At 57.9% G+C, this 20,045-nt stretch carries 21 protein-coding genes; all 21 read right to left on the bottom strand.

All coding sequences use genetic code 11. The features are described 5' to 3' along the window. Positions 1–7: 7 nt before the first annotated feature. Entirely contained in the window at positions 8–760 is a 753-nt protein-coding gene (gene fliP / locus CKW23_RS00515) for a flagellar type III secretion system pore protein FliP (RefSeq protein WP_025260883.1), read from the bottom strand. After that, entirely contained in the window at positions 760–1,206 is a 447-nt protein-coding gene (gene fliO / locus CKW23_RS00510; RefSeq protein WP_025260884.1) for a flagellar biosynthetic protein FliO, read from the bottom strand. The genes fliP and fliO overlap by 1 nt, the downstream gene beginning before the upstream one ends. After that, positions 1,207–1,668 carry a flagellar motor switch protein FliN gene (gene fliN, locus CKW23_RS00505; RefSeq protein WP_025260885.1) on the bottom strand — a complete coding sequence of 154 codons (462 nt, stop codon included), beginning with the start codon at positions 1,666–1,668 and terminating at the stop codon, positions 1,207–1,209. It lies immediately after the preceding gene. Positions 1,669–1,729: 61 nt separating this feature from the next. Further along, a complete protein-coding gene (fliM, locus tag CKW23_RS00500) occupies positions 1,730–2,698 on the bottom strand; it encodes a flagellar motor switch protein FliM (protein WP_025260886.1) in 969 nt (322 codons plus the stop codon). Between the two features lie 9 nt (positions 2,699–2,707). Further along, entirely contained in the window at positions 2,708–3,208 is a 501-nt protein-coding gene (gene fliL, locus CKW23_RS00495; RefSeq protein WP_025260887.1) for a flagellar basal body-associated protein FliL, read from the bottom strand. A gap of 181 nt (positions 3,209–3,389) precedes the next feature. After that, positions 3,390–4,733, bottom strand: coding sequence for a flagellar hook-length control protein FliK (locus tag CKW23_RS00490; RefSeq protein WP_095066864.1), 1,344 nt, complete (start codon positions 4,731–4,733; stop codon positions 3,390–3,392). Between the two features lie 85 nt (positions 4,734–4,818). Further along, positions 4,819–5,181, bottom strand: coding sequence for an Hpt domain-containing protein (locus tag CKW23_RS00485; protein ID WP_025260889.1), 363 nt, complete (start codon positions 5,179–5,181; stop codon positions 4,819–4,821). Positions 5,182–5,215: 34 nt separating this feature from the next. After that, a complete protein-coding gene (locus CKW23_RS00480) occupies positions 5,216–6,922 on the bottom strand; it encodes a fused response regulator/phosphatase (RefSeq protein ID WP_025260890.1) in 1,707 nt (568 codons plus the stop codon). Between the two features lie 5 nt (positions 6,923–6,927). Beyond that, positions 6,928–7,233 carry an STAS domain-containing protein gene (locus CKW23_RS00475; protein WP_038399941.1) on the bottom strand — a complete coding sequence of 102 codons (306 nt, stop codon included), beginning with the start codon at positions 7,231–7,233 and terminating at the stop codon, positions 6,928–6,930. Positions 7,234–7,288: 55 nt separating this feature from the next. Then, complete coding sequence (gene fliJ / locus CKW23_RS00470) at positions 7,289–7,738, bottom strand: flagellar export protein FliJ (RefSeq protein WP_025260892.1); 450 nt, start codon at positions 7,736–7,738, stop codon at positions 7,289–7,291. Between the two features lie 6 nt (positions 7,739–7,744). Continuing rightward, positions 7,745–9,103, bottom strand: a complete 1,359-nt coding sequence (fliI, locus tag CKW23_RS00465; protein WP_025260893.1) for a flagellar protein export ATPase FliI — start codon at positions 9,101–9,103, stop codon at positions 7,745–7,747. Beyond that, positions 9,093–9,899, bottom strand: coding sequence for a flagellar assembly protein FliH (fliH, locus tag CKW23_RS00460; protein WP_025260894.1), 807 nt, complete (start codon positions 9,897–9,899; stop codon positions 9,093–9,095). The genes fliI and fliH overlap by 11 nt, the downstream gene beginning before the upstream one ends. 15 nt (positions 9,900–9,914) lie before the next feature. Then, positions 9,915–10,931: a flagellar motor switch protein FliG gene (gene fliG / locus CKW23_RS00455; RefSeq protein ID WP_025260895.1), complete on the bottom strand. Its 1,017-nt coding sequence runs from the start codon at positions 10,929–10,931 to the stop codon at positions 9,915–9,917. After that, positions 10,924–12,720: a flagellar basal-body MS-ring/collar protein FliF gene (fliF, locus tag CKW23_RS00450; protein ID WP_025260896.1), complete on the bottom strand. Its 1,797-nt coding sequence runs from the start codon at positions 12,718–12,720 to the stop codon at positions 10,924–10,926. Before fliF ends, fliG begins: the two co-directional genes overlap by 8 nt. A gap of 15 nt (positions 12,721–12,735) precedes the next feature. Beyond that, entirely contained in the window at positions 12,736–13,065 is a 330-nt protein-coding gene (gene fliE / locus CKW23_RS00445) for a flagellar hook-basal body complex protein FliE (protein WP_025260897.1), read from the bottom strand. Positions 13,066–13,305: 240 nt separating this feature from the next. After that, complete coding sequence (locus CKW23_RS00440; protein WP_025260898.1) at positions 13,306–14,712, bottom strand: sigma-54 dependent transcriptional regulator; 1,407 nt, start codon at positions 14,710–14,712, stop codon at positions 13,306–13,308. Further along, a complete protein-coding gene (locus CKW23_RS00435) occupies positions 14,712–15,908 on the bottom strand; it encodes a PAS domain-containing sensor histidine kinase (protein WP_371856540.1) in 1,197 nt (398 codons plus the stop codon). The genes CKW23_RS00440 and CKW23_RS00435 overlap by 1 nt, the downstream gene beginning before the upstream one ends. A 140-nt stretch (positions 15,909–16,048) precedes the next feature. Continuing rightward, complete coding sequence (gene fleQ / locus CKW23_RS00430; protein WP_025260900.1) at positions 16,049–17,524, bottom strand: transcriptional regulator FleQ; 1,476 nt, start codon at positions 17,522–17,524, stop codon at positions 16,049–16,051. 177 nt (positions 17,525–17,701) lie between these two features. Then, a complete protein-coding gene (gene fliT, locus CKW23_RS00425; protein ID WP_025260901.1) occupies positions 17,702–17,998 on the bottom strand; it encodes a flagellar protein FliT in 297 nt (98 codons plus the stop codon). A gap of 27 nt (positions 17,999–18,025) precedes the next feature. Continuing rightward, positions 18,026–18,412, bottom strand: coding sequence for a flagellar export chaperone FliS (fliS, locus tag CKW23_RS00420; protein WP_025260902.1), 387 nt, complete (start codon positions 18,410–18,412; stop codon positions 18,026–18,028). Between the two features lie 118 nt (positions 18,413–18,530). Beyond that, on the bottom strand, positions 18,531–19,982 hold the full coding sequence (gene fliD / locus CKW23_RS00415; RefSeq protein ID WP_371856535.1) for a flagellar filament capping protein FliD: 1,452 nt from the start codon (positions 19,980–19,982) through the stop codon (positions 18,531–18,533). Positions 19,983–20,045 lie beyond the last annotated feature (63 nt).

Raw genomic sequence — 20,045 nt, 5'->3', positions numbered from 1 at the left:
AAACGACTCATACACCACCAAAACTTCCCGCCAGGGTTCCGACAATCAACGCCCAGCCATCCACCAGCACGAACAACATGATCTTGAACGGCAAGGAAATGATCAGCGGTGACAGCATCATCATACCCATGGCCATCAGCACACTGGCGACCACCAGGTCGATGATCAGGAACGGGATGAAGATCATGAAACCGATCTGGAATGCCGTCTTGAGTTCGGAGATCACGAAGGCCGGAACCAGAATGGTCAAGGGTGCAGCGTCAGGCGTCTGAATATCGGTACGTTTGGACAGGCGCATGAACAGGTCCAGGTCGCTGGTGCGGGTCTGGGCCAGCATGAAGTCCTTGATCGGCACCTGAGCCTTGGCCACCGCATCCTGTGCGCTGAGTTTTTCCGCCAGATAAGGCTGCAAGGCATCCTGATTCACCCGATCGAACACCGGCGCCATGATGAACATGGTCAGAAACAGCGCCATGCCGGTCAGAATCTGGTTCGATGGCGTCTGCTGCAAGCCAAGGGCCTGACGCAGGATCGAGAAAACGATGATGATTCGCGTAAAGCTGGTCATCAGCATGACGAACGCCGGAATGAAACTCAGCGCCGTCATGATCAGCAGGATCTGCAGGCTGACCGAATATTCCTGCTGACCCGCCGGGTTGTTGGACAGCGTGATCGCCGGTATCGACAACGGATCGGCAGCGAACGCGACAGGTGCTGCCACGACCAACAGCAGCAATATCAGGAAACGCAAGGCACCCATCACTTCTTGTCCTTATCCTTGCCCATCAACTCCAGAAGGCGCTGGGCGAACTCAGGGGTTGCCTGCTCGCGCACGGGAACCTGCACCGGCTCCTTGAGCACATGCAGCGGCGTGATGTGACCCGGCGTGACACCCAGCAGAATCTGCTCGTTACCCACCTGAACCAGCAACAGGCGATCACGTGTCCCGAGCGCCCGCGAACCCAGCAGCTCGATGACCTGGCCACCGTTCGGCCCGACACTCTGTACCCGGCGCATGACCCAGGCCAGCACGAAAATCAGGCCGACCACCACCAGCAGGCCGAGCAGCAACTGCAGCACTTGCCCGCCCATCCCGCCTGAAGCCGTGTTGGCCACCTGCGGAGCAGCTGCAGCAGCCTGCGCCACAGGTTCCGTTGCCCACGCCAGCGAAGGCAGCGTCAGCAGCACACCCAGCAAGCGCCTCACTTAGCGCAACTTCTTGATGCGTTCGCTCGGACTGATGACATCCGTCAGACGGATGCCGAACTTCTCGTTGACCACGACCACTTCGCCATGAGCGATCAGCGTGCCGTTGACCAACACGTCCAGCGGCTCGCCAGCCAGACGGTCCAGCTCGATCACCGAACCCTGGTTGAGCTGCAGCAGGTTACGGATGTTGATATCGGTGCTGCCCACTTCCATGGAGATCGACACCGGAATGTCCAGAATCACATCCAGGTTGGGACCGTCCAGCGTCACAGGTGCATTGTTCTTGGGAACACTGCCAAACTCTTCCATCGCCATGCGCGACGAAGAATTACCTTCATCGGCCGCCAGCAATGCGTCGATATCGGCCTGACCACCCTCACCAGCTTCACCCAGGGCCGCAGCCCACTCATCGGCCAACGCCTGATCTTCAGCAGACGTCATTTCGTTTTCATCAGCCATCGGTTGTCCTCTGCGGGCATTGATTCAGTTACGCAACAATTTTCGGCATCGACCTTAAAGATCAACGCCGCTCTATGGGTTCGATTACTTGCAGGGCGAGATTGCCCTTGTGCGAGCCGAGCTTGACCTTGAAAGAAGGTACGCCGTTGGCACGCATGACCAGCGTCTCGGGCAACTCCACCGGAATCACATCGCCAGGCTGCATGTGCAGGATGTCGCGCAGCGGCAACTGACGCTGGACAATGGTTGTGCTCAGCGGAACGTTGACGTCGAGAACGTCTTCCTTGAGTGCCTTGATCCAGCGCTCGTCCTGATCGTCGAGATCCGACTGGAAACCGGCGTCGAGCATTTCGCGGATCGGCTCGATCATCGAGTACGGCATGGTCACGTGCAGGTCACCACCACCGCCATCGAGTTCGATGTGGAACGTGGAAATCACCACCGCCTCGCTCGGACCTACGATGTTGGCCATGGCCGGGTTCACTTCCGAGTTGATGTACTCGAAGTTCACTTCCATGATCGCCTGCCAGGCTTCCTTGAGGTCGATGAACGCCTGATCCAGAACGATGCGCACGACGCGCAGCTCGGTCGGCGTGAATTCACGCCCTTCGATCTTGGCGTGACGACCGTCCCCGCCAAAGAAGTTGTCCACCAGCTTGAACACCAGCTTGGCATCAAGGATGAACAGGGCCGTACCGCGCAATGGCTTGATCTTGGCCAGGTTGAGGCTGGTCGGTACGTACAGCGAGTGTACGTATTCGCCAAACTTCATGACCTGGACACCACCCACCGCTACGTCCGCAGAGCGACGCAGCAGGTTGAACATGCTGATGCGGGTATAGCGGGCAAAACGTTCGTTGATCATTTCCAGGGTCGGCATCCGACCCCGCACGATCCGGTCCTGGCTGGTCAGGTCGTAACTCTTGATGCTGCCAGGCTCACTGTTACTTTCGGTCTGGACCATCCCATCGTCAACGCCGTGCAGCAGCGCATCGATCTCGTCCTGGGACAGCAGGTCTTGAACGGCCATGTCAGAGTCCTACTGCAATACGAAGTTAGTGAAGAGCAACTGTTCGATCACAGTCTTGCCGAGTTCTTTCTGCGCCACTTCCTGAATGCTGGCGGTCGCTTTCTGACGCAGCATTTCCTGGCCGATTGGCGTGGCCAGCGACTCGAAAGGAATAGCCGCGAACAGCATCACCAGATTGTTGCGAATCACCGGCATATGCACCTTCAAGGCCTCCATGTCCGCAGCGTTGCGCGCCAGCATGGTGATGCTGACCTGCATGTAGCGCTGACGACCATTGGAGTTGAAGTTCACCACGAACGCAGGCGTCAGGGGCTCAAAGACTGCCACTGGCTTGACGTTGGCCGCCGCTGCCACTGCAGCCGGATCAGGCGCACTCGCAGACTTGTGCATGATGAACCAGGTCGCACCTACCGAAAGGCCTACAGCGAGCAATAAAGCCACGACTGCGACGATGATGAGCTTGAGTTTACCTTTGGAAGCGGGGTCTTTAACTTCTTCGCTCTTCGCCATGCCAATAATCCGTCACTATTCAAGGGGTTCGCTAATGCGTGAGAGAGGCAGAGCAAGTGTTATGCCAGAGTTGCGGAGAGGAAGGCGGGAGCGTGAATGAATTCGTTACATATGCGGAGGTTTATCGCGAATGAATTCGCTCCTACGGGTGTAGGAGCGAATTCATTCGCGAAAAGATCAATCAGGCGTAGAAATCGATCTCGCTGGTGCCGATCACCCGGGCCGCTGGCTGGCTGACCGGAGCAGCGGCATCGGCGACAGCAGTGTCATCCACGCCATCACCAGAACCCGAGCCACCGCCACGACCAGCGCGCTGTGCCCGGCTGGCCTGTTCCTGCGCCTGCTGCTGGGCCTGTTGCTGAGACTGGTCGGACACGTTGACATCAACCTGACCGAGCCCCTGCTGAACAAACGACTCACGCAGACGCGACATCTGGTTTTCCAGCGCTTCACGCACACCCAGGTGGGCACTCATGAAGGTCACCTGGGTCTGTTGGTCCGGCGCCATATTGACGCGAATGTCCAGACGGCCAAGCTCGGCAGGTTCCAGTTTGATTTCAGCCGACTTCAGGTTCTGGCTCGACAGGTACATCACACGATCCACAATCCCTTCGCTCCAGCCACTCTGGTTCATGGCCAGTGGCTGGTTGATCAGCGGTGTGGGTGCGGCGGCTGTCTTGGCGGGTTGTGCCGCCTGGCTCAGGGCAGCCAGACGCTCGGCGAAGTTATCGACCCGGGTATCGCCCGTAACGCTCTTGGTGTCTTTGAGGCCATCGCTGATCAGATTGCTGAACGACTTGTCGCTGCTTTCGGTGCTGCTTTCGTCCGAGGGCAACTGCTCGCTCAAGGCCGCCAGGTTATTGGCGACATTTTGACTCTGATCATTATCGGCATTGTTGGCTGCCCGACCCGATGCATTCGCCTGTTGCGAGGCATGCGCCTTGGCGTTGGCGTTTTCCAGCGCCAGTTGTACGGCATGCAAGCCATCCAGCGGGTCAGCCTCGGGATCAAAGGAGTCCTCAACAGGCGCTGCGGTGGGCAGTGCCGCCAGGACCGGCAAGGCCTTGGCCGCATCGCTGTCGGTCTTAGCCGCCGAGGCCGCCAGCGCTGCAGGCGTCTGGGCCGCTGCCAGTTGCAATGCCGGATCAAGCGCAGGGTCGGTGACCGGTGGCGTCACGACTTCGGCGACTGTTTCACCCTCGGCAGCGGACTTGTCGTCAGTACTGGCGCTGGCCGGGTCGGCAGGCAAGCCATTGCCGCTTTCGGCAACGGTCGAGTCATCGGCGGCAGTGCTTGTACTGGCCTCGGTCTTGTCCTTTTCAGGCACAGACTTGTCACGCGCAGGCTTGACCGCAGTGTCGTTGCGATCAGCAACCTTGTCCCTGGCCTGCTTGGCATAGACATTGGAAAAGCTGGAGCCGTCGCCCTTGCCGCTGTCTGCAGCCTTGATCGCATTGTTGGCAGCGCTGGACTTTGACGTCGCAGTCGCATTGGCCTGAAGAAGCACATTTGGGGCAAGGGGCATTTCAATCTCCGCACATGAGCAGCTGGTTCCATAAACAAAAGCAAGATGCGGGCCAGCTTTCAGGAGAAAGAAAATGAGAGAGGAATCAGGTCTGACCGATGAACAATTGGCGCTCGGCGTCGAATAGCCGGCGGATGGTCAGATACTCGCTGTCGATCAGGCCAATCAGCTCTTCAAGGCCTGCCCGCTGCTGCTGGCGAGCACGCTCTTCAAGCTGGCGGCACAAGTCCGAGAGGACCACTGCACCCATGTTGCTGCTGCTGCCCTTGAAGCTATGGGCCGTGAGGCTCAGCTCCTGCATGTCCAGCAGTTCGGTATCGATAGCGCGGCGCAATTGCGTCACTCGCTGCTCGGAATCCTTGAGGAAAACGTCGAGCAACGTTGGGTATTCGTCTTCCATGACTTCCTGCAGAACACTTAAAACACTGTAATCCAGATGAATCGACACTTGCTCACTCCTTGATCAAGACTCCGGAGGCGGATTATGCCACTGCTCTCCAGAAAAATTCCACGCAAGCAACCCGGCCATCCTTAGACCATTGCGCCTGCTGGCTCAATTCACGAATCAACTTCAGACCACGGCCATGCAACCCCTCAAGCGAGGAAGGCATGGCAAGCATCTGCTGCACATCGAAGCCCTGGCCACTGTCTTCGACACGGATCGTCAGCCGACCACCCTGCTCCACAGGCTCCACCTTCAGATGCAAGCGGACAAAACCCGACTGCAACGCCTCAAGCCGGTCAGTCCGCTCCTTATAATAGCGGGCAAATCCACTGGCATCCTGCTTGAGTGCAGAATCGAGCCCCAGCACACCATGCTCCAGCGCATTGCTGTACAGCTCGGTGAGAACGCTATGCAGCGCAGCACTCTGCGCCTGAAGCGCTGGCACCTCAAGCAATAACTGCATCAGATAGGGCAAAGGGTTGAATCGGCGCAGAGTCGAAGCCCGAAACTCGAAGCTGACCGACCAGTCCAGAGGGCTCGACGCCGCACTCTCGGAATAATTCAATACCGCCGGCGTGTCCTGCGCTTCATCGATGACACTGATTTCCAGCATGCTGACGTCATCACGGGCACGCCCGCCAAAATCGTTCAGCGCCTGAAGAATCTCCTCAATCAACAAGGACGGCTGACGGTTTGCCGTCAGGACTTCTCGCAGGCGCTGCACACCAAACAACTCTTCGCGATTGTTGCTGGTATCCAGCACGCCATCGGACAGCAAAAAAATGCGATCCCCCGTCGACAGCGGATAAACCTCCGTCCGGTCATCGAAAGAACTGGCACTCAGTATCCCAAGCGGCAAATGCCGCGACACCATCGGCAAGTGACTGCCATCGGCTACTCGCAACAGATAAGCATCCGGCAACCCGCCATTCCATATCTCGACTTGTTGTTGCTTGAGATCGACCGAGAGCAGCGCTGCACAGCAGAACATGTCCACCGGCAGGATGCGCTTGAGCTTGGCATTCATTTCCCGAAGCGTTTCAGACACGCCGTAGCCCTTGGCGGTCATGCCGTAAAACACTTCGGCCAAGGGCATCGCCCCCACTGCCGCAGGCAGGCCATGGCCGGTGAAATCACCGAGCAATACATGCATATTCCCGGCCGGCGTGTAGGCAGCGAGCATCAGGTCGCCATTGAACAGCGCGTAAGGCGATTGCAGATAGCGGATATTGTCCGCACCCAGACACCCCGAATGTGCCACCTGATCGAATACCGCCTTGGCGACGCGCTGTTCGTTGAGCAGGTAGTCGTGGTGCCTGGCGATCAGGTCGCGCTGGTGCAACACGGTTTCCTGCAACAGCCTCAGCCGGTTCATGGCATTGATCTTGGCTGCCAGGACCAGCGGGTTATAGGGCTTGGAAATGAAGTCATCGCCACCGGCATCCAGGCAGCGCGCCAGGGCTTCGCCTTCGGTGAGAGAAGTCAGAAAGATGATCGGCACCAGCGACTCGCCGGACAGGCTCTTGATACGACGCGCGGCCTCGAAACCGTCCATGACCGGCATCAGCGCATCCATGAGGACCAGGTGCGGCCGCTCTGCCTCGAAGATCGTCAGCGCTTCGATGCCGTTGGCAGCACTCAGGACTCGATGGCCCTGGCGCCCGATGATGGTCGACAACAGCAAACGGTCGCTGGCACTGTCGTCCGCGATCAGTATGCACAACCCCTTGGCTGCCGAGGACAAGGGCGTCAGCTCAACTGGAACAGTTTCGAGAAATTGGAAATGGTGAGGATCTTGATGACATCCGGCGTGCAATTGACCAGCTCAACCACCACGTCATCACCACCGGCATGATCGCGCAGCAGCAAAAGCATCCCCAGGGCCGAGCTGTCCAGATAATGAGTACGGGCCAGATCCACCACGTACTTCAGATTTGCAGAGTGGTCTTCATAAGCTCCGCGAAAATCCTGGTGAGTGGAAAAATCGAAGCGCCCCTCGATAAACACGGTCAGTTGCTGACCGTCCTGGGAAAGCTCGGAGGTGATCTTCGCCATAAGGACTCCTGAAGTACGTCATCACACCGCAAGCGTAGACGAGAGAATAGACATATCAATCCTGCTCACGACGAGGCAGGCGCTGGGACAATTCATCGAGCAGCTTCTGCTCGCGCTTGTCTTCAAGCTGGCGCGCTTCGTCGATATAACGCTGCACCAGTTTGCGCAGACCTTCGACCCGCGCATAACATTCCTGCCAGGCGCCACGAGCCTTTTCGAGATTGACCTTGTGCCACTCCAGACTCTTGTTCTGCTGGCCGACGGCAGTTTCCAACTGATTGAGGAAGCGCTGATAGTTGGTCAGCCATTGCCCGGATACACCATGGCTACCCTGACTGATCCATTGTTCCTGATAGCTCAAGCGAAAGCGCTCAAGCTCTTCAAGCTTGCTGTAGGCCAGATTGACCTGCCCCTGAAAGTGCCCCAGACGCTGGGCTGCCGTACGCTCGGCGGCCTCCGCCATTTCGACCACCGGCGCCAGGCGCGCCGCACGACTCTGGGCCATGACCTATCAGCCGCCAGGAGCCGGGGCAAACACTGCAGCCAGCGCTTCACTGCTGGCCTGCATGCTTTCGTTATCGCGCAAACCCTGACGCAGATAGCGCGCCAATGCCGGTTGCAAGGCAATGGCCGTGTCGGTTTCCCGGTCGCCACCCGCCACATAGGCACCCACGCTGATCAGATCGCGGCTCTGCTGATAACGGGACCACAACTGTTTGAAGAACTGCGCACGCCCCATGTGTTCAGGGCTGACAACTGCCGGCATGACCCGGCTGATGGACGCTTCAATATCGATAGCCGGGTAATGCCCTTCTTCGGCCAGACGCCGTGACAGCACGATGTGGCCGTCCAGCACGCCTCGGGCGGAGTCGGCAATCGGATCCTGCTGATCATCCCCTTCGGACAGCACGGTATAGAACGCCGTGATGGAGCCACCACCGGCTTCGGCATTACCGGCGCGCTCCACCAGCTTGGGCAAACGGGCAAATACCGAAGGCGGATAACCCTTGGTTGCAGGCGGCTCACCAATGGCCAGGGCAATTTCCCGCTGGGCCTGGGCAAAACGGGTCAGGGAGTCCATCAGCAACAGGACATTCTTGCCCCGGTCACGGAAATACTCGGCAATGCGCGTGCAGTACATGGCGGCGCGCAGTCGCATGAGCGGCGCATCGTCAGCAGGCGAAGCGACCACCACCGAACGCTTGAGCCCTTCCTCACCCAGGATGTGCTCGATGAACTCCTTCACCTCACGGCCCCGCTCACCGATCAGGCCGACGATGATGATGTCCGCCTCGGTAAAGCGCGTCATCATGCCCAGCAGCACACTCTTGCCCACGCCGGTACCGGCGAACAGCCCGAGACGCTGGCCGCGACCGACCGTCAATAAACCGTTGATGCAACGAATACCCACATCCAGCGGCTGGCTGATGGGGTCGCGCTTGAGCGGGTTGATGGCCGGGCCATCCATGGGTACCCAGTCTTCTGCCTTGATGGGCGGACGCCCGTCCAGCGGTCGACCGGCTCCGTCGAGTACTCGCCCGAGCATGCTCATGCCCATGGGCAGACGCCCGGTATCGGCAAGCGGCACGACCCGCGCCCCTGGCGCAATGCCTGCAACGCTGCCCACTGGCATCAGGAAAACCTTGTTGCCCGAAAACCCCATCACTTCAGCGTCGACTTCGACCGGATGGTGACTGTCATCGTTGATCACCACACAGCGGCTGCCCATGGCCGCACGCAAGCCCTCGGCTTCAAGGGTCAGGCCGACCATGCGCAACAGGCGCCCCTCCACTACCGGCTGGGCAGGCAAGGTGATGGAGTCGGCATACGACCCCAGTCGCTTGCTGAAGCTGGTGCGATCAAGGCGCATCGTTTTTCTCTATATCGACTGCACTGGCAGAGACGCCGGTCAGTTCGATATTCAGATCGGCAGCACCAGGATGAGTAACCTGCTCATGCAACTGATCGTACATTTTGGAAATGGCCAGGGAAATCCGCGTCTCGACACTGGCATCGATACGGCTGTGCTCGGTTTCGATCCGGCAGCCGCCCGGCAACAGGCTGTCGTCCTCGAGAATCTTCCAGCTTTCTTCATGGCGCTCACGCAGCGCCTTGACCAGCCCGAAGTCCTGGGGATTGATAAAGATGCGCAGGTTCTGGGCACCCATGGGCAGCAGTTTCAGGGCATCGCGCAGGACATGGGCGATCTGCTGAGAATCGGTCTGCAGCTCGCGCTGGATGACCTGGCGGGCAATGTGCTCCACCAGATGGATAACCGCCTTTTCGATCTGCGTGTCCTGCTCGGCCACCGGCTCCAGCAGATTGAGCATCAACTGTTCGAGACTGGCGAGCTTGGCCGTCAGAGCCACTTCCGCTTCCTGCCGGACCTTGAGCTGGGTGCTGTGGAAACCTTCTTTTTCGCCCGTAGCAAAACCTTCGTTCCAGGCTTCCTGACGAATGGTTTCCAGCTCCTCCAGGGTCAGGGGCTGCACCTCCTCCAATGGAACTTCTTCCATTTCGGCCGGCGCTTCTTCCACTAACTCCGGTTCGGGTTCCGGTTCTGGCTCTTTGTGCGGATCAAAGCTTGGCAGTGACCACATGTCGAAGCCAACGATATCCTTGGCGCGAATGAGATCACTAACCGGGTCTTTACTGGAGCTGGGCATGGGTCAACGCAATCCTTAGATCATTTCCTCGCCACCTTTGCCACCGAGCACGATCTCGCCGGCCTCGGCCATACGACGTGCGATAGTGAGGATTTCTTTCTGTGCGGTTTCCACGTCGCTGACACGCACCGGACCCTTGGCTTCCAGGTCGTCGCGCAACAGTTCGGCAGCACGCTTGGACATGTTCTTGAAGATTTTTTCCTTGATCGCCTCGTCCGACCCCTTGAGCGCCAGCACCAGCACGTCCGAAGACACTTCTCGCAACAGCGCCTGGATACCGCGGTCGTCCACGTCGGACAGGTTGTTGAAGACAAACATGAGGTCTTCGATCTGCACCGACAGGTCTTCGTCGACCTCGCGGATCGAGTCCATGAGCGTGCCTTCGATGGAGCTGTCGAGGAAGTTCATGATGTCAGCAGCGCGCTTGATACCACCCAGGGTAGTACGCGAGGTGTTGGCATTGCCGGAGAACTGCTTCTCGAGAATCTGGTTCAGCTCCTTGAGAGCTGCAGGCTGTACGGTATTGAGCGATGAAACCCTGAGGATGATGTCCAGGCGCACCTTGTGGTCGAAATGCCCAAGCACCTCGCCCGCCTGATCGGCGTCCAGATAAGCCACCACGATTGCCTGAATCTGCGGGTGCTCGAAGCGGATCACATCGGCGACCGCACGCGGCTCCATCCACTTGAGGCTGTCCAGGCCGCTGGTGTTGCCGCCCAGCAAGATACGGTCGATCAGGCCGTTGGCCTTGTCTTCGCCCAGAGCCTGGGTCAGCATCTTGCGGATATAGCCATCGGAACCGACGCCAAGGCTGGTCTGATCGCCGACGATATCGACAAACTCGCTCATGACCTCTTCGACCTGCTCACGATGCACGTTTCGCATCTGAGCCATGGCCACGCCCACTTTCTGTACTTCCTTGGGGCCCATGTGCCGAAGCACCTGAGCCGCATCGGTCTCACCGAGAGAAAGCAGCAGCACGGCGGCTTTCTCCACTTTGGTCAGTTTGGCTACGACGGCTCGATCATTCATCAGTGTTAATCCACTCTTTCACGACCTGGGCCACACGACCCGGATCTTCGGCCACCAAACTCTTGATTGCATTCAACTGTGCGTCATAACCCTCGGTCGGGCTAGGCAGCAGGATACTCTGCGGACCACCCAGGCTGACCCGGTCATTGGACAGATCGCCATCCATACCGCTGCCGCCCATGCCGCCGAAACCACCCAGCTCCGAGTCGCCGAACCCGCCCAGTTCCTTGCCCTTGCCGCTGGTGATGTTGTTCAGCACAGGGCGCAGAACACCGAACACCAGAATCAGGATGAAGATCACGCCCACGGCCTGCTTGAGGATGTCCCAGAACCATGGCTGCGAGTAGAACGGAATTTCCGGAATCACTTCACCGCGCTCGCTGGAGAACGGTACGTTGATCACGCTGACACTGTCACCACGACTGGCATCGAAGCCGACCGCATCCTGAACCAGACGCGTGAAGCGGGCCAGGTCAGTGGCGCTCCATGGCGCACGGGTCACTTCGCCGTTGGCCGGGTTGGTCTTGACCATGTCATCAACCACAACCGCCACCGACAGACGAGTCAGGCGACCCTGCTGTTGCTTGGTGTGGCTGATGGAACGATCCAGTTCAAAGTTCTTGGTCGACTGCACACGCTTGTCAGCCGGATACGGCGCCAGAGCGGGCTGGCCGGTGGCCGGGTCCATGATCTGCTGACCGTTGGCATCAAGCAGTGGCTGGCCTGGAGCGATAGCGGCTGCGGCACCTGCTGCACCCGCACCGGTCGTCTGAGGCGCAGTCGCAGGACCTGGCGGCTGGTTGCTCAAGGCACCCGGAACACCTTGCGGGCCGGAGCTGCTGGAGCGCTGTTCGTTGACCGACTGCTCACTGCGCAAGGCAGGCTGGTCAGGGTTGAAGCTTTCGGCTGTCGATTCGACGGCACTGAAATCCACAACTGCCGAGACTTCGGCCTTGTAGCGGTCGCTGCCCAGGATAGGTTGCAGGATGTTCTGCACACGCTGGGTCAGCATGCCTTCCATGCGGCGGCTGTAGTCGAACTGCTTGCCAGCCATGGTCAGTTCGGAGTTTTCGGCCTGATCGGACAGCAGGTGGCCCTTCTGATCCACAACCGTGATCTGCGATTTGCTCAGTTCGGGAACGCTGGTAGCGACCAGATTGACGATGGCCACGACCTGGCTTGGCTCAAGCGTACGACCGGCATACAACTCGACCAGAACCGAAGCACTTGGCTTGCGATCGTCACGGACAAACACCGAGCTTTTCGGAATCGCCAGGTGCACGCGGGCAGCCTTGACGTTATTCAGGGACGAGATGGTACGTGCCAGTTCGCCTTCCAGACCACGGCGGTAGCGCGTGGCCTCCATGAACTGGCTGGTACCCAGGCCCTGGTCCTTGTCGAGAATTTCGAAACCGATGTTGGAGTCGTTCTGGACCACGCCGGCCTGAGCCAGCTGGATACGCGCACGCTGCACGTCATCGGCCTTCACCAGCAAAGCGCCGGAGTTGGGCTCGACGGTATAGGAGATGTTCGCCGCAGTCAGGGTTTCCATGATCTGCTTGCTGTCCATTCCCGCCAGGCTGCCGTAAAGCGGCCGGTAATCGGGTTGCTGGGACCAGAGCACCACGGCAAAGCCAATGGCCACGCTGGCAGCCAGACCGACCATGAGGCCGATCTGACGCAGCATGGTCATTTCAGAAAGGTTTTCCAGAAAAGACAGACCAAACAAGGGTTTCTTGTCGGGAGAGCCCGCTCTTGCCGGAACGGTTTCGGCTGTTGCTTCGGCCATGACTCAGTACGTCCCTTAAACCGGCATCTGCATGATGTCTTGATAGGCTTGAACCAGCTTGTTGCGAACCTGGGTCAAAGCCTGAAACGAGACGCTGGCTTTTTGTGAGGAAATCATGACGTCAGTCAAATCGACACCACTCTTGCCGATTTCAAATGCGTTCGCCAACTGACCTGCGGCCTGTTGGGTTTCGGAAACCTTGTTGACGGCCTGGCCAAGCATATCGGCAAAGCTGCTGGTGCCGACTTCCGGCGTAGCGGTCACTGGTTTGGACGCCGCCATGGCATCCATCTGCATGGCCCGCATATCCAACATCAAGCGATTAAATTCAACACCTTGGCTCATGGACATTTTCTCTCGTAAGGCCCGCAATTTTTTGACACTGATTCAGCGGATAGTGAAGACATAGCAACAAGAGTGCCAAATAGATAACGACATCACGTTTAGCTCTGCTCTCACCCGCGACCCAGACCTTCTGGGCTAACCCCTTGTCTCGCACAATGACATCAATATGCCATTGAATTACACCATTCATACGACAAAGCCATAAGAACAGATCACCCCTTCCCGACCCGCCGGAAAAGCTCAGGTCGCGAACAGGTAACCCTCGACATCCATGCCCGCATCACGCATTTGTGCCAGTTTGTAGCGCAGCGTCCTGGGGCTGATGCCCAGTCGCTCGGCAGCTTCCTTGCGACGCCCACGTTCAGTACGCAGGGTATCGATGATCACTTGAAACTCACGACGCCGCAGGTCATCCCCCAAGGCACCGGCCGACTCGGCAGCAGCAGCGGCTGGCACATTGTCCACCGCCACCACAGGCGCCAACGGCACCGAAGCCACAGAGGGCGAGGCCCCGGTAACAGGTCCCGCCAGGCAGAAGTCTTCGGCCTCGATCACGCCGCCCTGCTGCAATATCAAGGCCCGCTGCACGGCATTGTCCAGTTCACGCACATTGCCCGGCCATGAATACGCCACCAGACACGCCTGCGCCTGGGCAGACAACCGCACAGGCGCATGCTTCATTTTATTGACGTGCTTGGCCAACAGACGCTCGGCAAGCGGCAGAATATCGGCGGTCCTTTGACGCAACGCTTGCCATGCCAACGGAAAAACCGATAGCCGATAAAACAGATCCTCACGAAACCGCCCCGCCGCCACTTCACCCGCCAGATCACGGTTGGTAGTCGCCAGGACCCGGATATCCAGGTTGATAGGCTTACGGGCTCCCACCCGCTCAACCTCACGCTCCTGGAGCACTCGCAGCAGCTTGGCCTGCAAGCCCATGGGCATTTCGGAAATTTCGTCGAGCAGAATAGTGCCGCCATCAGCCTGCTCGAACTTGCCCGCCTGCGCCGCAATGGCACCGGTAAACGACCCCTTTTCATGACCGAACAGTGTCGCTTCCAGCATGTTGTCCGGAATGGCCGCGCAATTGATCGCTATAAAAGGCTTATCGGCACGTGGCGAGTTTTGATGAATGAATCGCGCCAATACTTCTTTGCCCGTTCCAGACTCACCGGAAATAAGTACGGTGGAATCGCTCTTCGCCACCCGGCTGGCCAGGTTCAGCAACTGGATACTGGCGGGCTCCACAGCAATCGGCCCATCGTTTTCAGCCGGCCCAAGACGCCCCAGCGCATGCCGGGCCACCAACGCCAGCAAGGCCTTGGGCTCAAAAGGCTTGACCAGATAATCCGCCGCGCCCTGACGCATGGCATCCACGGCTCGCTCGACGGCACCATGGGCCGTCATCAGCAGAACCGGCAATTGCGGATGGCGACTGCGCAACAGCGCCAGCAACTGATGACCATCCATGCCCGGCATGTTTACGTCGCTGATGACCAGGCTGAAGGACTCCTGATCCACCGCAAGCAAGGCATCCTCAGCCGACCCGACGGCACGATAATCGTAACCGGCCAGCTCAAGAGTCTCGCCCAGCGCCTCACGCAACGAACGGTCGTCCTCGACCAACAGCACCTTGATCGACATCAGTGGCTACTCACTAAAGCGGAAACCGGAATCAACGGCAAAGTGACGATTGCACACGTCCCGCGATTGACAGTCGAGCGGTACTGCACGCCACCCTGATGAGCACGGGTCACTGCCGTGACCACCGCCAGACCAAGGCCGGTGCCGGTGGTCTTGGTGGTGAAAAAAGGCTCTCCGATACGCGCCAGCGCCGCCTTGTCCATACCACTGCCGTTATCACTGAAGCACAGGCGCAGCGCATTGCCACGACTGTAGGCATGAATTTTCAGACGGGTTTTTCCGACACTGGCCTGCACCGCGTTTTCCACCAGATTGAGCAGCGCCCCCACCAGCGTGTCGCGGTTGCACAGCAGCTCGCCATCGATCGAATCGCACTGCCAGCGAACCGCCACATCCTGCACATGAGTCTGGGCTGCCGACTGCAAGGCCCGGAACAAATCCCCCGGCGTCAGTCGGTCGGTCAACGGCAATTCGCCGCGGGCAAAGACCAGCATGTCGCGCACTTGATGCTCAAGCTCATGCAGGCGCTCCTTGAGGCGCGCCGCAAAACGCTGCTGGGTTTCCACCGGCAATTCCTGCTCGGTCAGATGACTGGCGTAGATCATGGCAGCCGACAAGGGCGTACGAATCTGGTGCGCCAGAGAAGCGACCATGCGCCCCAGGGAAGACAAACGCTCATGGCGAGCCAGTTGCTCCTGGAGGCGACGGGTTTCGGTCAGGTCATTGAGCAGCACCAGTTGCCCAGGCTCCGCATCCAGCGAGCGAGTGGCAATGGACAGCCGGCGTCCGTCGCGCAGGGACACTTCATGCCCGTCATCCTCGCGAGGAGCGAAGCAGCGACTGATGACATGGCGCCACAACACGCCCAGCAATGGTTGCCCCAACAACTCGATGGCGGTCGGGTTGGCCTCGCGCACCACGCCCATGCCATCGATGACAATCACGCCACCGGGCAGCAGATCCACAAGGTTCTGCAGACGATTGGCCAGACGCTCCTTCTCTGCCAGCTCCTGCATGCGCTGGACACCCGCCTCTGCCAGCTCGCCTTTCAACTCGGCGACGCGAGTCTCCAGCATGCCGTAGGAATCAGCCAACTGAGACGACATCTGGTTAAACAACGAGAAGGCCTGTTCAAGCCCCTGGCGACTTTCCAGTTCCAGGGAGGGTTTAGCTTGGCTGGGCAAGTCAGGGGACATGTGGGCGGCCTTGGACATAAATCATCTCTCGCGTGGCGAACCGTCATTAAACGGTATGTTGAGAGTGACTTAGCAATCCTCGTGCCGAAAAAAAACCTCTGAAAATTCAGAGGTTTGATTTTTCGCACAAGGAACAGGCGTCAATCATCCGCCTGATCGTCACCTTCCCGGCGACTCATGCCGTACTTGCGCATCTTTTCTACAAGCGTTGTACGACGGATCCGCAGACGCTCCGCAGCACGCGCCACGATACCGTTTGCGTCATCCAGCGCCTGCTGAATCAAGCCCTGTTCCAGACCACCCAGGTAATCCTTGAGGTCCAGACCTTCCGGAGGAAGTACAGCACCGGAAGCGAAGTTCGGCGTGTGGGCATTGATAGCCACGCGCTCTTCCAGATCGCTGCGCAGGCTGTCGACCATCTGCTCGTCTTCATCATCGACGTAGCGGAATTTCTTCGGCAGCTCTGCCACACCGATCACGCCATAGGGATGCATGATCGCCATGCGCTCCACCAGGTTGGCAAGCTCACGGACGTTACCCGGCCAGGCATGACGGCACAGCGACATGATGGCAGCCGAATTGAAACGGATCGAACCGCGCTTTTCGTGCTCCATGCGCGAGATAAGCTCGTTCATCAGCAACGGAATATCTTCGACGCGCTCACGCAACGGAGCCATCTCGATCGGAAAAACGTTCAGACGATAATAGAGGTCTTCACGGAAACTGCCGATCTCGATCATGTTCTCGAGATTCTTGTGGGTCGCGGCAATGATGCGCACATCGATGCTTTGAGTCTTGTTGCTGCCAACCCGCTCAAAGGTACGCTCCTGCAGAACGCGCAGCAGCTTAACCTGCATCGGCAACGGCATGTCACCGATTTCATCCAGAAACAGAGTACCGCCATTGGCCAGCTCGAAGCGGCCGGCACGGCTGGTGATAGCACCGGTAAAGGCACCCTTCTCGTGACCGAACAATTCGCTTTCGAGCAATTCGGCCGGAATCGCACCGCAGTTGACCGGAACAAAAGGCGCGTCGCGACGCTTGGAGTGATAGTGCAGGTTGCGAGCGACCACCTCCTTGCCCGTACCCGACTCACCCAGAATCAGTACGCTTGCATCGGTATCAGCAACCTGTTGCATCATTTGCCGCACGTGCTGAATGGCACGACTGGTGCCTACCAGACTGCGGAACAGATTGGGTTCGCGATGCCGACCACGCTCGCGGGCCTGATCGTACATTTCACGATAAACCTGGGCACGGTGCAGGGCATCCAGCAATTTGCTGTAGCTGGGAGGCATTTCAAGGGTAGAAAGCACGCGCCGACGCAGGTCTTCAGGAAGGTCGACGGCAGAATTTTCGCCCATCAACAGGACCGGAAGGAACTCATCCCATGCAGCGACTGTCTTAAGGAGTCCTTGCAGGCTACCTGGAGCGCTCACGCTTCCCACGAGTACGCAGAGAACTTCGCGCGTAGAGGCCAATGAACCGACAACCTGCTGCCAGTCCTGGCTGGAACAGGATAAATTTTCTTCGCCCAGAAAATTCAGGATAACCGCCAGATCCCGGCGGCGCTGGCTATCGTCATCGATTAGCAGAATCTTGATTTCACGCCACATGCAATAGCAACTTCCCTAGTCAACTCAATGCCCGAGATCGTGGGCAGCTTGGCATCTCAGCCGTTATATCCGATGAGACGCCAGAAAATAGTGAACATCACTAGTTAAGTCAAAAAAACATATACAGTCAAATTTATGGCGAAACTATTGTCGAACAATCAAACCGACAAATAATAGCTAGCCAAACAGATGGTATACCTTCGCGGCGTTTTTGGCATTGCGGATTTGTGTCATTTCGTCGGCGATTGCCTGACGCTCATCTGTAGCAACGTCAATCAATTGTCGATATACGCCCAGCAGCTCTTCCAGATTGCTGCGCAGCCCCGGCTCATCAGCAGGCGCTTCGCTGACAACAGCCTCAACACACTCACGGCATGCCAGATCAAGTTTGACGATTGCATCCCAGTCACGCTCGGCCAGAGCCCCGACCAACGCTTCACGGGTTTCTTCGATACGCTTGAGCGCAGCACTCATGGTGTTTTTCTCCAGAAGACAGCGAACTTATTGTTGTACGGCGCCGATTGCATCCCAGCCTTCCTTGACTGTGATCAGCAGGCCGGCAACTTCATCGAGCATCTTTTCATCGTTCTTGGCATTGGCTTCAGCCAGACGCTTCATCATGTAGTGATAAAGACTGTCCTGGCGAACCAGCGTCGGGTCGTTTTCCAGATCCAGCCCTTCACGCAGCCCACCCACAATGCCGATGGCCTTGCCGATAAAAACGCATTTGTTGGGGATATCCTTGCGCGCCATGGCGCCTTTGGCCTGGGCGATGCGGTCAAGGCCACCCTCCATCAACATCTGAACCAGACGGTGAGGGCTGGCTTCAGAGGTCTGTGCCTGGGAGCCAATCTTCTGATACTGACGCAGTGCTAACATCGGGTTCATGGGGGGCCTCGTAGCAGATCCAGATTACGTATACCCAAGCTATCGACGTACGGTCAAAAAACTTTAGCCCAAAAGCAAAAACCCGACACGGGGTCGGGTTCTTGGCATCATCTTTAATTTACGAAGCGTTTTTCTGTGCATTCATCGCCTCGAAAATCGAGGTGATACTGCTGGCCGTTGCCTTGAGCTTACCTACCGCCAGGTCCATCGCGTTGTACTTTTTGGTCAGCGTATCAGTCAGCGTATCAATACGACGATTAAGAGCCTCTTGCTCAGCAGTGAGTCGAGTCTGAACCTGAGTCAGCATGTTTTTCTTGGAAGCAAGAACCCCTCCCGACCTCGTGTAGGGTTCGAGGGCTTTTTCCATACGCTCGATCAAGCCACCACTACCGGTAAACAACTGCTGAATCTCACCACCAAACTTCTTGTCATTCAGGGCTGCGGTAAATTCAGTGGTATTCAACGACAGCGTACCGTCGTTTTGCTGGGTCGTGATACCCAACTGAGCCAGAGAACCCAGACCGCTGCTGGAGGTCGCCGTAGCAATCTGGTTACGAACAACCGCGAGCAAGGCACGAGGCGTCGAATCCCCCGTCATGGCAGCTGCCGTGAAGCTTTTCCCATCAGCAGATACAGTGCCTTTGGTCAGCGTCGTTACAAGCTTGGCCAAGGTGTTGTAGGAATCGACAAAGGTCTGCAACGAGGTTTTCAAACCCTCGGTGTTGGTCCCGACCGTGATGGCCGTGTTCGCGTTAGCGTCGACACTCTTGGCCACCAGCTCGAACGTCAGACCGGATACAGCGTTGCTGACCGTATTGGTCGAACTGGTGATCTTCAGCCCATCGATGGTGAACTCGGCATCCAGAGCCAAGTCCGAAATCGCGCCGGCGCCTGGAATAGGATTGCCATTGGCATCGGTCGAGGTGCTGGTGGTGCTCATCAACTTGGTGCCATCGACACTCAGCATGCTGAGCTCTGTACCGCCATCAACCGAAATATCACTGCCCTTGCCGGTAGTCGTCGAGCTGTACACCAACCGCGAGCCATTGCTGTCGGTAATGATGTTCGCCGAGATACCTTTACCCTGGAGCGTGGAGTTGATCGTGTCACGCACCTGCTGCAGCGTAGAAGTCGAAGTAATCTTGACTTCGTGAATAGTGCCATTTTGAGTGATTTTCAGGGTACCACTCGGAATAGCACTGGTTTGAGACGAATTGAGTGCAGCCGTCGCAACCTTGGAACTGGTCGCCAACTGGCTCACGTTAAGAGAATAAGTACCACTGACCGCTGTATTACCCGCGGTTGCCTTGACCACAGACTCATTGGCTGAAGTGGCGGCAAAACCCTGAAAGGCAGGTGTTGTGGTGCTCTTGAGAGCGGTCATCGCCGTCTGAAAGGCACTCAATGCAGCAGTGAGCTGATCGACGCCACCAGAAGCCGCATTATTGACACTGGTCTGCCGGGTGATCTGGTTTTGCTTGGCAGCCTTCTCGACCCCAACCAGACCATCAACGATCTCTTTGATATTCAGACCAGAGTTGATGCCTGTACTTGCTGTAATTGTAGCCATGATGCTTACCCCTCAAGAATGTCGCCGATCTTTTGACCCTTTCAAGGAATCGGAAAATCTGCA

This window comes from Pseudomonas sp. Irchel 3A18 (assembly GCF_900187465.1).
Lineage (GTDB): Bacteria > Pseudomonadota > Gammaproteobacteria > Pseudomonadales > Pseudomonadaceae > Aquipseudomonas > Aquipseudomonas cichorii.
This window is presented reverse-complemented; position numbering and strand designations above follow the sequence as displayed.